Source organism: Actinomadura rubrisoli, assembly GCF_004349215.1.
GTDB lineage: Bacteria > Actinomycetota > Actinomycetes > Streptosporangiales > Streptosporangiaceae > Spirillospora > Spirillospora rubrisoli.
Genome location: NZ_SMKU01000231.1, coordinates 1 through 14,857 on the forward strand (window position 1 = coordinate 1; position 14,857 = coordinate 14,857).

The following is a 14,857-nucleotide window of genomic DNA, read 5'->3' on the forward strand; positions in this document are numbered from 1 at the left end:
CCCTCCCCGTCCGCCGGGCGGGCGGGTCGAGGGCGCGGCGGGCCGGTCGGGCGGCAAGAAGGGCGGGACCGCCCGCCGCCCGGCCGCCCGCAACGGCGCCGCCCCCACGCCGCGCAAGGGCACCGGGGGAACGGACGGCGCGAACGCCACCGGCAAGAAGCCCGCGCAGAACGCGCAGAACAAGCCGGCGGAGAAGGAGCCCGGTGGCAAGACGGCGTCCACGAAGGGCGCTTCGGGCCGGACGTCCCCGAAGGGCCAGGGCGACAAGCCGAGGAACCCCCCCAAGCCGAGGAGCACCACCGGCCGTGACGGAACGGGCCGCGACGGGGCCGGGAGCCAGCGGCAGCCGCGGCCGCCGCGTCCGGGCGCCGGCTTGGGTCGGCGGCCCCCGGTGCGGAGGCCGCGCACCCGCGTCCCGTTCCACCGCCGCGACCCGCTCAAGCGGCTGAACGTGGGCCTGCTCGTCGTGGCGTTCGTGCTGTCGCTGTTCGCCGGACGGCTCGTCCAGCTGCAGACGATCGAGTCCGGCAAGTACACCGCGCAGGCGATGCGGCAGCGGCTGCAGACGATCGACCTGCCCGCCGTGCGCGGCGGCATCACCGACGCGCAGGGCCACCCGCTCGCCATCACGGTGGAGGCGCGCGCGATCTTCGCGGACCCGTTCGTCATCAAGCCGGAGCGGCGGCAGGCGATCGTGAACGCGCTCGCCCCGACGCTCGGCCTCGATCCCGCCGGCCTGATGAAGTTGCTCAGCAAGCAGAAGTCGCGGTTCGTGTACCTGGCGCACGGCGTCCGGCCCGACCAGGCCCGGCTGATCACCTCCTGGAAGTTCCTCGGCATCGGGACGTTGCCGGAATATCGCCGCGAATACCCCAACAATTCGCTGGGCGCGGGCGTCATAGGGTTCGTGAACGGCGAGGGGGACGGGGCCGCCGGCCTGGAGCAGTCCATGAACGGGGTGCTGTCCGGGCGCGCGGGCTGGCAGCGGGTCGAGATCAGCCCGACGGGCCAGCACATCCCCATGGGCGAGGACCAGAAGCGCCCCTCGGTGCCCGGCACCGGGGTGCGGCTCACGCTGATGCGCGACCTGCAGTTCAAGGCGCAGGCGGAGATCGAGAAGCAGGTCAGGGCCACCGGCGCGCGCAGCGGGACCGTCATCGTCATGGACCCGCGCACCGGCAAGCTCCTCGCGATGGCGTCGGCGCCCGGCTACGACCCCAACGACTACACCCGCTCGAACCAGAACCGGTGGAACAGCCCCCTCGTCCAGGACTCCTACGAGCCCGGCAGCACCGGGAAGGTCGTCACCGCCGCCGCCGTCATGGAGAAGGGCGGGATCCGCCCGGACACGCCGTTCACGGTCCCCGACAGGATCCGCAAGTACGACCGCCCCTTCAACGACTCCCACCGCCACGCGCCCGAGCGGCTCACCTTCGCCGGGGTGCTGGCCAAGTCCAGCAACGTCGGCACCATCCTGGCCAGCGACGGCATCAGCTCGCAGCAGCTCTACCAGACGCTGCGCGCCTTCGGCTTCGGCCAGAAGACCGGCCTGCCGCTGCCGGGCGAGACGGCCGGGCTGCTCAAGCCGCCCGCCCAGTGGTCGGGCACCGACCGCTACCCCATCGCGTTCGGCCAGACGGTGTCGGTCAACGCCGTTCAGATGGCGAGCGTCTACGCGACCATCGCCAACGGCGGCGTCCGCGTCGCGCCCAGCCTCATCGAGGGCACCGTCGGCGAGAACGACAAGTTCACCTCCGCGGCGGCGCCCGCGCGCAAGCAGGTCATCAGCGCGGCGACGGCGCGGCAGATCAGCGACATGCTGGAGGGCGTCACCACCCCGGAGGGCACCGCTCCGAAGGCCCGGATCCCCGGCTACCGCGTGGCGGGCAAGACGGGCACCGCCGATATCGTCAACCCGCGCTGCGGCTGCTACGAGGGCGGCGGCCACACCGCCTCGTTCGCCGGGTTCGCCCCGGCCGACGACCCGCAGCTGGTCGTCCAGGTCGTCCTGCAGGCCCCCAGGCGGGGCAGCCACTATGGTGGCGAGGCGGCCGCTCCCGTCTTCAAGAACGTGATGAGCTTCGCCCTGCAGACCCAGAAGATCCCGCCGACGGGGAGCGAACCGCCGATCACCAAGATCTACGCCGGAGGCTGAGGTCCAGCGAGTACCCTCCTCGCCGTGAGTTCACGATCCGCGCCCCAGCATTCCCGTTCCGCTCGCACCGAAAGAAACGCCATGCGCCCCACCACCAATCCGGCCCGTCCGCTGAACGGGCTCGCGGCGCTCCTCGGCATCGGGCGGGGCGACTGGGGAGACGTGGCGGTGACGGGGATCACGCACGACTCCCGCGAGGTGAAGCCCGGCGACCTGTACGCCGCGCTGCCCGGCGCGCGCGCACACGGCGCCCAGTTCTCCGCCCAGGCCGCCGAGGCGGGCGCGGTGGCGATCCTCACCGACCCGGACGGATACGACCGGGCCGTGACGACGGGCCTGCCCGTCCTGGCCGTGGCCCACGTCCGGGCGCACCTTGGCGAGGCCGCCGCCTGGGTGTACGGCGAGCCCGGCCGCGACCTGCTGCTCATCGGCGTCACCGGGACCAGCGGCAAGACCACGACGGTGTTCCTGCTGGAGGCGGGGCTGCGGGCCGCCGGGATCGAGACCGGCCTGGTCGGCGGCGTCGAGCTGCGCGTCGGCGAGTCCCGCGTGCCGAGCGCGCTCACCACGCCCGAGTCCACCGACCTGCACGCCCTGTTCGCGATGATGCGCGAGCGGGGCGTCGGCGCCGCCGCGATGGAGGTCTCCAGCCACGCCCTGGCGCAGGGACGGGTCGGCGGGGCCCACTACGACGTCGCCATCTTCACGAACCTGTCCCAGGACCACCTGGACTACCACCCCACCATGCAGGACTACTTCCTCGCCAAGGCGGAGCTGTTCACCCCGCCGTACTCGCGCGTGGGCGTGGTCAACCTCGACGACCACTACGGCCGGGAGCTGCTGCAGATCGCCACCGTGCCGACGACGACGTTCTCGGCCACCGGCGACCCGGCGGCCGACTGGCGGGCCGAGGACGTCCGCGTGGGCGCCGACGGGAGCATCTTCCGCATCGTCGGGCCGGGCGGGATCGAGGCCGACGCCGCCGTCCAGCTCGCCGGGCCCTTCAACGTCGCGAACGCGCTCGGCGCGATCGTCGCGCTGGTCGAGGCCGGCATCCCGCTGCCCGCCGCCGTGCGGGGCGTCGGCGCGCTGCCGGGCGTCCCCGGACGCCTGGAGCGGGTGGACGAGGGCCAGGAGTTCGTCACGCTCGTCGACTACTCCCACAAGCCCGGCGCGGTCGAGGCCGTCCTGACCGCGCTGCGCCCCGTCACCGAGGGCAGCCTCGCGGTCGTGCTCGGCTGCGGCGGCGACCGCGACCGCGGCAAGCGCCCCCTGATGGGCGAGGCCGCGGCCCGGCTGGCCGACATGGCGTATTTCACCAACGACAACCCGAGGTCGGAGGATCCGCTCGCCATCCTCGCCGCTATGGTCGAGGGCGGGCTGAAGGTCCCGCAGCCGCAGCGGGCGCACGTCGTGGTGGAGCCCGACCGCGCCGCCGCCATCCGGCTGGCCGTCGCCCGGGCCCGCCGCGGCGACGTCGTGGTCGTCGCGGGCAAGGGCCACGAGCAGGGCCAGTACGTGGCCGGCGACGTGCACGCGTTCGACGACCGGGAGGTCGTCCGCGAGGCGCTGCGCGGGCTCACGACGCAGAGAAGAGGGGACGGGACGCAGGCGTGATCCCACTTCGGCTGTCGGAGATCGCGGACATCACGGGAGGGGTCCCGCACGGGGACGCCGGCACCGTGGTCGGCGGTCCCGTGGTCATCGACTCCCGGGCGGCCGGGCCCGGAGCGCTGTTCGCGGCGCTGAAGGGCGAGCGCTCCGACGGGCACGCGTTCGCGCCCGCCGCGTTCGCCGCGGGCGCCGCCGCGGTGCTCGCGCAGCGCCCCGTGGACGGCCCGTGCGTGGTCGTCGACGACGTGCAGGAGGCCCTTGGGCGGCTCGCCAGGGGCGTCCTGGAGCGGCTCCCGGACGTGACCGTCATCGCGGTCACCGGCTCGGCGGGCAAGACCTCCACCAAGGACCTCATCGCGCAGGCCGTGAGCCGCGCGGGCCCGACCGTCTGGCCGCCCGGCTCGTTCAACAACGAGATCGGGCTGCCGCTGACCGTGCTGCGCGCCGACACGGGGACCCGGCACCTGGTGCTGGAGATGGGCGCGCGCGGCGTCGGCCACATCGCCTACCTGACCCGGATCGCGCGCCCCGGCGTCGGCGTGGTGCTGAACGTCGGCACCGCGCACGTCGGGGAGTTCGGCAGCCGTGAGGTGATCGCCCAGGCGAAGGGCGAGATGGTGGAGGCCGTGCCCGCGGGCGGCACCGCCGTCCTCAACGCCGACGACCCCCTGGTGGCCGCGATGGCGTCCCGGACGCCCGGCGAGGTCGTGACGTTCGGGCGCTCGCCCGGCGCGACGGTCCGCGCCGAGGACGAGGCGCTCGACGACCAGGGCCGCGCCAGGTTCACGCTCGTGACGCCGGAGGGCTCCGCGCCGGTCTCGCTGCGGCTGTACGGGGCGCACGCCGTCCCCAACGCGCTGGCGGCCGCCGCGGCGGCCCGGGCCGCGGGCCTCGCCCCCGCCGCGGTCGCCGCGGCCCTCTCGGACGCGGCGCCGGCCAGCCGGTGGCGGATGGAGGTCACCGAGCGGGACGACGGGGTGACCGTGGTGAACGACGCCTACAACGCCAACCCCGACTCCACGCGGGCCGCGATCGACGTGCTCGCGCACATGGCCCGCGGCCGCCGCGCGTTCGCGGTGCTGGGCGAGATGGCCGAGCTGGGTGCCTCCTCTGTGGCGGAACATGCCAAGATCGGGCAGCATGTCGCGCGCAGCGGGATCACCGGCCTGGTGGTCGTCGGGGCGAACGCGGCGGCCATGGCCGAAGGGGCCGGGCAGGTGGCGTCATGGACGGGAGAGTGCGTACAGGTGGATGACGTCGGCGCGGCCGTGACCGCGCTCCGTGAGCGGCTGGAGCCGCGAGACGTCGTGCTGGTGAAGGGCTCTCGCGTGGCCGGTCTGGAACGGGTGGCGGAGGCGATCCTGGACGGCCGGACCGGCGGCCCGGCCGGCGGCGCGGGCGGCGGCGCGGGCGGCGGCGCGGGCGGCGGCGGGGACGGCCCGTCCGCCGCGGGCGACGCGGAGGCCGCCCGATGACCAACATCATCATCGCCGCGGGCGTCGCGCTGATCTTCGTCATGGTCGGCACCCCGGTGTGGATCCGGATCGTCAACCGGCTGGGCTACGGCCAGATGATCCGCCAGGACGGCCCCGAGGCCCACGTCAAGAAGCGCGGCACCCCCACGATGGGCGGCACCGTCTTCATCGTGGGATCGCTCGTCGGCTACGCGGCCGCGCACCTGTTCACCGGGAACGTGCCGACGGTCTCGGGCCTGCTCGTGCTGTTCCTGATGACGGGCCTGGGGTTCGTCGGCTTCGTGGACGACTACATCAAGGTGTTCAAGCAGCGCAGCCTCGGCCTGCGCAGCGGCGCCAAGATGATCGGCATCGTGCTGATCGGCGTGATCTTCGCGGTCGCCTCGCTCAACTTCCCCAACGGCTACGACATCACCCCCGCCGACCCCCACCTGTCCTTCCTGCGCGACTTCGGCCCCTCGATCGGCCCGTACCTCTTCGTGGTGTGGGCGCTGCTGCTCATCGCGGCGATGTCCAACGGCGTCAACCTGACCGACGGCCTCGACGGCCTCGCGGCGGGCCCGGCGGGCATGGTGCTGGCCGCCTACGTGATCATCGGGAACTGGCAGCTGCGCAACAGCTGCTACGACTTCGCCCTCGCCCCCAACTGCTACAGCGTCCGCGACCCCCTCGACCTGGCCGTGGTGGCCGCGGCCGTGCTCGGCGGCGTGTTCGGCTTCCTGTGGTGGAACGCCCCGCCCGCCAAGATCTTCATGGGCGACACCGGCTCGCTGGCCCTCGGCGGCGTGCTGGTCGGGCTGGCCATCCTCACCCGCACCCAGTTCCTGCTGGCGATCCTCTGCGGCCTGATCGTGATGATCACCCTGTCGGTGATCATCCAGGTCGGCGGGTTCAAGCTGACGAAGAAACGCGTGTTCAAGATGGCGCCGCTGCAGCACCACTTCGAGCTGTCCGGCTGGGCCGAGACCACGATCGTCGTCCGGTTCTGGCTGATGTCGGCGCTGTTCGTCGCGATCGGCATCGGCCTGTTCTACCTGGAATGGATGCCCAAGAAGTGACGACCCGCACCTTCGACGGACTCGACGTCTGCGTCGCCGGGCTCGGCGTGTCCGGCCGGGCCGCCGCCCGCGCGCTGGCCGCCCGCGGCGCCCGCGTCACCGTCGTGGACGCCCGCGACGACGACGGCCGGCGCGCGCACGCCGCCGAACTGGCGGCCCTCGGGGTCGCGGTGCGGCTCGGCGACGGCGAGAGCCTCCCGGCGGGCACCGGGCTGGTCGTGACCTCGCCCGGCTGGCGGCCGGACGTGCCGCTGCTCGCCGCGGCCGCCGCGTCCGGCATCGAGATCATCGGTGAGGTGGAACTGGCCTGGCGGCTCCGTCCCGCCGAGGGCGCCGCGCCGTGGCTGGCCATCACCGGGACGGACGGCAAGACCACCGTCGTCCGGATGCTGGCCTGCATGCTCACCGCCGCGGGCCACAAGGCCTTCGCGGTAGGGAACGTGGGGACACCGATCGTAGAAGCGGTTGCCGAGGCTTATGACGTGCTGGCGGTGGAGCTGTCGAGCTACCAGCTGCACTGGTCGAGCTCGCTCGCCCCGGCGGCGGCGGCCGTCCTCAACGTCGCGCCCGACCACCTCGACTGGCACGGGACGATGGACGCCTACGTCGGCGCCAAGGCGAAGATCTTCGCGCCGGGCGCCGTCGCGGTCTACAACGCCGACGACGCCACGTCCACGGCGCTGGCCGAACGGGCCGAGGGCCTGGCGCGGCGCGTGGGCTTCACCCTGCGGGTCCCGTCCCCGGGCGAGCTCGGCGTCGTCGAGGAGCTGCTGGTGGACCGGGCGTTCACCGGCGACCCCGCGAGCGAGGCCGCCGAGCTGGCCGCGTTCGGCGACGTCCGCCCGTTCGCCCCGCACAACGTCGCGAACGCGCTGGCCGCCGCGGCCCTGGCCCGCGCGTTCGGGGTGCCGCCCGAGGCCGTCCGGGACGGGCTGCGCGCGTTCGTGCCCGACCCGCACCGCATCCAGCACGTCGCCGACGTCGCCGGCGTCGCCTACGTCAACGACTCCAAGGCGACCCAGCCGCACGCGGCCGCCGCGTCCCTGGCCGCCTACGAGCCGGTCGTGTGGATCGCGGGCGGGCTCCTCAAGGGCCTGGACGTCGACGACCTGGTGCGGTCCTGCGCCGGGCGGCTGCGCGGCGCGGTGCTGATGGGACGCGACCGGCACCGGATCGCCGAGGCACTCGCGCGACACGCCCCGGATGTCCCGGTCGTGGACGTCGCCGACACCGACACTGGGGCGATGGACCGCGTCGTCAACGAAGCCGCCGGGCTCGCCCGCCCCGGCGACACCGTGCTGCTCGCCCCCGTCGGGGCCTCCTTCGACATGTTCGCGAACTACCCGGCTCGCGGCGAGGCGTTCATCGCCTCGGTCGGCCGGCTGGCGGGGGCCGCCGCGCCCGCCGGGGACGGCCGCCGGTAGCGATGACCGCCGTACCGGCCGAAGAGGAGGGCGGCGGACGGCCCGGCCCGCGCGAGCAGGTCGCCGCCGCCGTGGGGCTGCTCGACCGGCCCCTCACCTCCTACTACCTGGTCCTGGGCTGCTCGGTGATGCTGCTGGCGCTCGGCCTGACCATGGTCCTGTCGGCGTCCAGCGTCCAGCAGCTCAAGGCGACGGGCTCGGCCTTCACGCTGTTCCAGAAGCAGGCCATCTGGATGGCGATCGGGCTGCCCGGCATGTGGCTGGCCTCGCGGCTCCCCGTCAAGACGTTCCGCGCGATGGCCTATCCGCTGCTGCTGCTGTCGGTGGTGGCGCTGGCGATGGTGCTGATCCCCGGGCTCGGGCGCAGCGTGGGCGGCGCGACCCGCTGGATCAGCTTCGGACCGATCCAGATCCAGCCGTCCGAGCCCGCCAAGCTGGGGCTGGTGCTGTGGGGCGCCGACCTGCTGGCCCGCAAGGAGCGGCTCGGCCAGCTCACCGAGTGGCGCCCGCTGCTGGTGCCGCTGCTGCCGGGCGCCGGGGTGCTCGTCCTGCTGGTGATGCTCGGCAACGACCTCGGCACCACCCTGGTGCTACTGACGATCTTCCTGGCGCTGCTGTGGGTCGTCGGGGCCCCCGGACGGCTGTTCCTCGGCATCATGGGCCTGGTGGGCCTGCTGGTGTCGATCCTCATCGTCGTCGAGCCGTACCGGATGCAGCGCCTCACCGGCTTCCTGGATCCGGCGGGCAACCAGCTCACCACCAACTACCAGGGCATCCAGGGGCTGTTCGCGGTCGCGTCCGGCGGCCTGTTCGGCACGGGCCTCGGGGAGGGGCGCGCCAAGTGGGACTATCTGCCGCACGCCGAGACCGACTTCATCTTCGCGATCGTGGGGGAGGAGCTCGGGCTCGTCGGCACCCTCGTCGTGCTCGGCCTGTTCGGGCTGCTCGCCTACGCGGGCCTGCGGATCGCCCGCCGCGTGAAGGACCCGTTCACCCGGCTGGCCGCCGCCGGGGCCACGGCCTGGCTGGTGGTGCAGGCCATCGTCAACATCGGCGCCGTCATCGGTGTGCTCCCCATCACGGGCATCCCGCTGCCGCTCGTCTCCTACGGCGGCTCGGCGCTGATCCCGACGCTGATCGCGCTCGGGATGCTGCTCGCGTTCGCCAAACGGGAGCCCGGCGCGCGGCAGGCACTCTCCGCACGGGGTCCCGGACCTGTCGTGAGGGCTCTAAGCTGGCTGGGCCTGGCACGGCGTTGAACCCCCCTCCGGGGTGCCGGAGGATCCGGTGCCCGCGTCCGCCGACGTGCGCGGCGCGGCGCGCGGGACGGGCGGCACCCGACAAGTCGAACACGCTGAGGAGTTGTCAACGAGCATGAGGGTTGTCCTGGCCGGCGGCGGCACCGCCGGACACATCGAGCCCGCCCTGGCCCTCGCCGACGCGCTGCGCCGCAACGATCCCAACGTGGGGATCACCTGTCTCGGGACGGAGCGGGGCCTGGAGACCCGGCTCGTCCCGCAGCGTGGCTACGAGCTCGCCCTGATCCCCCCGGTGCCGCTGCCGCGCACGCTGACCCCGCAGCTGCTGTCGGTCCCCGGCCGGCTGCGCGGGGCGATCAACGCGGCCGCGAACGTCCTCGACCAGGCGCGGGCCGACATCCTGGTCGGGTTCGGCGGCTACGTCGCCACCCCCGGCTACCTGGCCGCGCGCAAGCGCAAGGTGCCGATCATCGTCCACGAGGCCAACCCCAAGCCCGGCCTCGCCAACAAGCTCGGCGCCCGCTTCACCGACCACGTCGCGGTGTCGCACTCCGACTCGCCGCTGCCCAACGCCACGTTCGTCGGCATCCCGCTGCGCCGCGAGATCGCCGCGCTCGACCGGCTGGCGATGGGCGACAAGGCCCGCTCCTACTTCGGCCTGCTGCCCGACCTGCCCACCCTGCTGATCTTCGGCGGCTCGCAGGGCGCCCGGTCGCTGAACCAGGCGGCCGTGGCCTCCGCACCGTACTTCCGGCAGGCGGGCATCCAGGTCCTGCACATCGTCGGGCCGAAGAACACCGAGGAGCCCGAGCCCGCGTCCGGCGGCCCCCAGTACGTCACCATCCCCTACTGCGACCGCATGGACCTGGCCTACGCGGCGGCCGACATGGCCATGTGCCGCGCCGGCGCGATGACCTGCGCCGAGCTGGCCGCGGTGGCGCTCCCGGCGGTGTACGTGCCGCTGCCGATCGGCAACGGCGAGCAGAAGCTGAACGCCGAGCCGATCGTGGCGGCGGGCGGCGGCATGCTCGTCGACAACGCCGAGCTCTCGCCCGACTGGATCGCGCAGCACCTGCTGCCCGTCCTGGCCGACCCGGGCCGGGTCGCGCACATGTCGGAGGCGGCCGGGCGGATGGGCCGGCGGGACGCCGACGTGGCCCTGGCCAAGATGGTGTACGACGTGGTCCACGCGGCGGGCCGGTCGTGACGCCCGTCCGGACGGTCCGGGCCTGCCCGGCGCGCGGAGCGGCGAGCGACGAGGGGACGGGCGCCACCCGATGAGCCTGATCAGCCCTGGTGAGGTCGTGCCGGCCGGCGAGCTCGGCAGGGTCCACTTCATCGCGATCGGCGGTGCCGGCATGTCCGGGGTCGCCCGCATCATGCTGCGCCGGGGCATCACCGTGTCCGGCAGCGACGCCCGCGACTCCGAACTGCTCGCCCAGCTCGGCGACCTCGGCGCCAAGGTCTTCGTCGGGCACGACGCCGCGCACGTCGGCGAGGCCGACACGGTCGTGGTGTCCACCGCGATCCGCGAGGGCAACCCCGAGCTGGTCGCCGCCCGCGAGCGGGGGCTGCGCGTCCTGCACCGCTCGGCCGCGCTCGCCTCGCTGATGGCGGGGCGCCGGGCGGTCGCGGTCGCCGGGACGCACGGCAAGACCACCACGACCTCGATGCTGACGGTCGCGCTCCAGCACGCCGGCGCCGACCCGTCCTACTGCATCGGCGGGCAGCTGGTCACCACGGGCCTCGGCGCCGACGAGGGGACCGGCGACGTCTTCGTGGCCGAGGCCGACGAGAGCGACGGCTCGTTCCTCATGTACAGCCCGTCCATCGCGGTCGTCACCAACGTCGAGGCCGACCACCTCGACAACTACGGCGGCTTCGAGATGGTGAAGGAGAACTTCGCCCGGTTCGTGGAACGTATCGAGCCGGGCGGGACGCTGGTCGTCGGCGCGGACGACCCGGTCGCGATGGCACTGGCCGACCAGGCGCGCGCGCGGGGGCTGACCGTCCGCTCGTACGGGGTGGCGGACGGCGCCGACCTGCGCATCACCGGCTTCGCCCCGCGCGGCCTCGGGTCGCGCTTCACGATCGAGGGCGTCGGCGAGGTGGCGCTCGCCGTCCCCGGCCGGCACAACGCGCTCAACGCCGCCGCCGTCGTCGCGGTCGCGCAGGCCCTCGGCCTGGACGACACGGCGGTGCGGGAGGGCCTCACCGCGTTCGGCGGCGCGATGCGGCGGCTGGAGCGCAAGGGCGAGGCGGGCGGCGTCGAGGTGTTCGACAGCTACGCCCACCACCCGACGGAGCTGACCGCCGACCTCTCGGCCACCCGCGACTACCTGGGGGAGAAGGCCGCCGAGGGCGGCGGGCCCGGCCGCATCATCGCGGTCTTCCAGCCGCACCTGTACAGCCGCACCCGCTTCTTCGCCGCCGAGTTCGGCGCGGCGCTCGGCCTGGCCGACATCGCCGTCGTGCTGGACGTCTACGGTGCCCGCGAAGACCCCGAGCCCGGTGTGACGGGGCGGCTCGTCGCCGACGCCGTCCCGTCCGGGCGGCAGGCGGTCTACGCTCCCGTCCGGGACGAGGCGCCCGGCATCGCGGCCTCGCTGGCCCGCCCGGGCGACGTGGTCATCACGCTGGGCGCGGGCGACGTGACCCAGCTGGGCCCCCTCATCCTGGAACGCCTCGCGCGGGCGTAGCACCGTCCCCGACACCGTGCCCGCCGGCGGAGGCCCGTGCCCGCCGCCGGAGGTGGGGCAACACGCCGGTCGCCCGCCGGTCGGCCGCCGCGCGGGGGTTCACTGTCAAGCTGGGGTCATGACCGAGGCGGGGACGAGCCAACGCCGGCCCGGGACGCCCGGCGCCCCGGCGCCCGGCCGTCCGGCCTCCCTGGGCGCGCCCTCCGCAGGCATGCCCTCCGACGACCCGGCGTCCGGCGGCCCGCCCGGCGGAGGCCCGGACGGAGGCGGCACGCGGACGGGCGCGCGGCGCCGTCCGAGCCGGTGGAAGGTGGCATTTGTCACGCTGCTGGTCCTCGGCGTGCTCGGCGCCGTGACCTGGGTGCTCCTGGGCTCGCGCCTGCTGGTGGTGCGGACGGTGGAGGTGACCGGGGCCAACCTGGCGCCCCGCGACCGGATCGTCGCCGCCGCTGGCATCCGGCTCGGCGTGCCGATGGTGCGGCTCGACACCGGCGCCGTCCGGCAGCGGGTCGAGCGGCTCAGGGAGGTCGAGTCGGCGACGGTCGAGCGGCAGTTGCCGGCGACGGTCCGCATCGTCGTGCGCGAGCGCGTCCCGGTGGCCGTCCTTCAGCGGTCGGGCCGCTACCACCAGCTCGACCGGCACGGCGTCACCGTCGTCGACAGCGCGGCCCGTCCGCCGGGGCTTCCCACGCTGACCGTCGCCACGCCCGGCCCGTCCGACCCGGCGACCCTCGCGGCGCTCAACGTGCTGTCCGGCCTGCCCGAACGGCTGCGCGGCAGGCTCGCGGACGTGGAGGCGACCAGCCCGGGCGATGTGTCCCTGCACCTGTCGAGCGGCCCCACGGTGGTGTGGGGGCCGGCGGAACGGGCACAGGAGAAGATCCGGCTGTTCGAGGCGCTCCAGCGCACCGCGGCGGGACGCTCGGCGCGGGTCATCGATGTCAGCTCGCCCGAGGTCGTCACGACGCGGTGAGCCTCCGGGGAGCGATCACCCCTCGCGGAAGGCCGGAGGAGGTGCGGGCGTTTGCGGTGCCGTTCGGGTCCGGTGCGTGTGTCGCGGCGAATCCGGCCGTCCGATGGGGCACGCTGGAACGGTCGGCCACAAGACGGACGGACGGTGGAACGGTGCCCCGATGAGCGGGCGAGCGCTGATGTCCTACGCCAACCAGGGCAACTGGGACTCAGTGCGACACGCCGGTGGAGTTCGGGGGAGGTTAGTTGACCCTGGCGGTAAGGCCGCCCTACTGTCCGTATCAGTCCTCAGGTTGACATAACTGTAAGCCTCAAGTTGAGGGTGAGGGTTGAGGGTGACCCGGTCTCCGGACCGGTCCCGCCCCCGGCTCGCCCCAGAAGTGCACACAGGTCAGGGAAACACCGCGGCGGCACGGTCGGCAGACCGGTCCGGCCGGTCGGATAGAGCGAGCGGAAAGGCCCCTCGTCGTGGCAGCACCGCAGAATTACCTCGCGGTCATCAAGGTCGTCGGCATCGGCGGCGGCGGCGTCAACGCCGTCAACCGGATGATCGAAGAGGGACTCAAGGGCGTCGAGTTCATCGCGATCAACACGGACGCCCAGGCGCTGCTGATGAGTGACGCCGATGTGAAGCTCGACGTGGGCCGCGAGCTCACCCGGGGTCTCGGCGCCGGGGCCAACCCCGACGTCGGCCGCAAGGCCGCCGAGGACCACCGGGAGGAGATCGAGGAGGTCCTCAAGGGCGCCGACATGGTCTTCGTCACCGCGGGCGAGGGCGGCGGCACCGGCACCGGCGGCGCGCCCGTCGTGGCCAACATCGCCCGCTCGCTCGGCGCGTTGACCATAGGAGTCGTCACCCGCCCGTTCAGCTTCGAGGGCAAGCGCCGCGCGATGCAGGCCGAGGCCGGCATCGAGACGCTGCGCGACGAGGTCGACACCCTCATCGTGATCCCCAACGACCGGCTGCTGTCGATCTCCGACCGGCAGGTCAGCGTGCTGGACGCCTTCAAGGCCGCCGACCAGGTGCTCCTCTCCGGTGTCCAGGGCATCACCGACCTGATCACCACGCCCGGCCTGATCAACCTGGACTTCGCCGACGTCAAGTCCGTCATGTCCGGCGCCGGCTCGGCGCTGATGGGCATCGGCTCGGCGCGCGGCGACGACCGCAGCGTCGCGGCGGCCGAGATGGCGATCTCCAGCCCGCTGCTGGAGGCCAGCATCGACGGCGCCCACGGCGTGCTGCTGTCCATCTCCGGCGGCTCCGACCTCGGCCTGTTCGAGATCAACGAGTCGGCGCAGCTGGTGTCGAACGCGGCCGCGCCCGACGCCAACATCATCTTCGGCGCGGTCATCGACGACGCCCTCGGCGACGAGGTCCGGGTCACGGTGATCGCGGCGGGTTTTGACGAAGGGCGACCGGTCAAGCCGACTCCGGAACCGGAGACCAAGCGGATCCCCCCGCCGCCCCGTCCCGCGCCGCTGCCGCCCGCGGCCCCGCAGAACCCGATCCCCAGCAGGGTCGGACGGTCCGAGCCGGTCGGCGGCCAGGCCGCCCAGCCGCAGCAGTCGGTGGCGCAGGCCGCCGCCGCGCAGCACGCCCCGGCCGCCCAGCACACTCCGGCCGCGCAGCACGCCCCCGCCGCCCAGCACGCGCCGGCCGCGCAGCCGCGGTCCGAGGCCGCCGAGCGGGCGCAGCCGTCCGCCGGTCAGAGCGACGAGCGGGTCGCCAGAGGCGCGCGCGCGGAGAACCAAGCTCCGCAGCAGAGCCCGGCCGCTCCGCAGAACCGGTCGCAAGCACCCCCGGCCGACCGCGACGCCGGGACCCCCGGCGGCGAGTCCGGCACCCGGGCGTCCGCGCCGCGTCCGGCCGCCGAGCCGTCCCCGTCCCGCGTGCACGCCGGCGAGAACGAGGGCGGCCCCGCCGCGCCCGGGCAGCGCCGCCGCCCGGTGGTCTTCGACGAGGACGACGACCTCGACGTCCCCGACTTCCTGAAGTGATCACCCGCGTCGCGCTGGGCGACGGCGTCGGCGCCGGGTTCACCGGCCGCGCCGGCGGCGTGAGCACCGCCCCCTACGACTCCCTGAACCTGGGCGGCGCGGTCGGCGACGACACCGCCGCCGTGCTGGCCAACCGGCGCCGCGCCGCCGCCGCCCTCGGCGTCGACCCCGCCCGCATCGTGTGGATGCGCCAGGTCCACGGC

At 74.1% G+C, this 14,857-nt stretch carries 11 protein-coding genes; all 11 read left to right on the plus strand.

Annotation, left to right across the window (positions count from 1 at the left end):
• The first annotated feature begins 391 nt into the window (after window positions 1–391).
• Complete coding sequence (locus E1298_RS32150; protein ID WP_481726143.1) at window positions 392–2,155, plus strand: peptidoglycan D,D-transpeptidase FtsI family protein; 1,764 nt, start codon at window positions 392–394, stop codon at window positions 2,153–2,155.
• An 81-nt stretch (window positions 2,156–2,236) separates the two neighbouring features.
• Complete coding sequence (locus E1298_RS32155) at window positions 2,237–3,772, plus strand: UDP-N-acetylmuramoyl-L-alanyl-D-glutamate--2,6-diaminopimelate ligase (protein WP_131899981.1); 1,536 nt, start codon at window positions 2,237–2,239, stop codon at window positions 3,770–3,772.
• Window positions 3,769–5,244: a UDP-N-acetylmuramoyl-tripeptide--D-alanyl-D-alanine ligase gene (locus tag E1298_RS32160; protein ID WP_131899983.1), complete on the plus strand. Its 1,476-nt coding sequence runs from the start codon at window positions 3,769–3,771 to the stop codon at window positions 5,242–5,244. The genes E1298_RS32155 and E1298_RS32160 overlap by 4 nt, the downstream gene beginning before the upstream one ends.
• On the plus strand, window positions 5,241–6,302 hold the full coding sequence (gene mraY, locus E1298_RS32165) for a phospho-N-acetylmuramoyl-pentapeptide-transferase (protein WP_131899985.1): 1,062 nt from the start codon (window positions 5,241–5,243) through the stop codon (window positions 6,300–6,302). Before E1298_RS32160 ends, mraY begins: the two co-directional genes overlap by 4 nt.
• Window positions 6,284–7,726, plus strand: coding sequence for a UDP-N-acetylmuramoyl-L-alanine--D-glutamate ligase (gene murD, locus E1298_RS32170; RefSeq protein WP_131899987.1), 1,443 nt, complete (start codon window positions 6,284–6,286; stop codon window positions 7,724–7,726). Before mraY ends, murD begins: the two co-directional genes overlap by 19 nt.
• Window positions 7,727–7,728: 2 nt before the next feature.
• Window positions 7,729–8,985, plus strand: coding sequence for a putative lipid II flippase FtsW (gene ftsW / locus E1298_RS32175; RefSeq protein WP_131899989.1), 1,257 nt, complete (start codon window positions 7,729–7,731; stop codon window positions 8,983–8,985).
• 115 nt (window positions 8,986–9,100) lie between these two features.
• Entirely contained in the window at window positions 9,101–10,192 is a 1,092-nt protein-coding gene (gene murG / locus E1298_RS32180) for an undecaprenyldiphospho-muramoylpentapeptide beta-N-acetylglucosaminyltransferase (RefSeq protein ID WP_131899991.1), read from the plus strand.
• Between the two features lie 70 nt (window positions 10,193–10,262).
• Window positions 10,263–11,684, plus strand: a complete 1,422-nt coding sequence (gene murC / locus E1298_RS32185; protein ID WP_131899993.1) for a UDP-N-acetylmuramate--L-alanine ligase — start codon at window positions 10,263–10,265, stop codon at window positions 11,682–11,684.
• Window positions 11,685–11,802: 118 nt separating this feature from the next.
• Window positions 11,803–12,657 carry a cell division protein FtsQ/DivIB gene (locus E1298_RS32190; protein WP_243725941.1) on the plus strand — a complete coding sequence of 285 codons (855 nt, stop codon included), beginning with the start codon at window positions 11,803–11,805 and terminating at the stop codon, window positions 12,655–12,657.
• Between the two features lie 467 nt (window positions 12,658–13,124).
• Entirely contained in the window at window positions 13,125–14,654 is a 1,530-nt protein-coding gene (gene ftsZ / locus E1298_RS32195; RefSeq protein WP_131899995.1) for a cell division protein FtsZ, read from the plus strand.
• The coding region (locus E1298_RS32200; RefSeq protein WP_207944960.1) for a laccase domain-containing protein at window positions 14,651–14,857 on the plus strand (207 nt) is incomplete at its 3' end. The genes ftsZ and E1298_RS32200, both read left to right, overlap by 4 nt.

Excerpts from the sequence above, each read along its gene's own strand:
- E1298_RS32155 (WP_131899981.1), top strand. The coding sequence starts at position 2,237 with ATGCGCCCCACCACCAATCCGGCCCGTCCGCTGAACGGGCTCGCGGCG.
- mraY (WP_131899985.1), top strand. The coding sequence starts at position 5,241 with ATGACCAACATCATCATCGCCGCGGGCGTCGCGCTGATCTTCGTCATG.
- murD (WP_131899987.1), top strand. The coding sequence starts at position 6,284 with ATGGATGCCCAAGAAGTGACGACCCGCACCTTCGACGGACTCGACGTC.
- ftsW (WP_131899989.1), top strand. The coding sequence starts at position 7,729 with ATGACCGCCGTACCGGCCGAAGAGGAGGGCGGCGGACGGCCCGGCCCG.
- murG (WP_131899991.1), top strand. The coding sequence starts at position 9,101 with ATGAGGGTTGTCCTGGCCGGCGGCGGCACCGCCGGACACATCGAGCCC.
- murC (WP_131899993.1), top strand. The coding sequence starts at position 10,263 with ATGAGCCTGATCAGCCCTGGTGAGGTCGTGCCGGCCGGCGAGCTCGGC.
- E1298_RS32190 (WP_243725941.1), top strand. The coding sequence starts at position 11,803 with ATGACCGAGGCGGGGACGAGCCAACGCCGGCCCGGGACGCCCGGCGCC.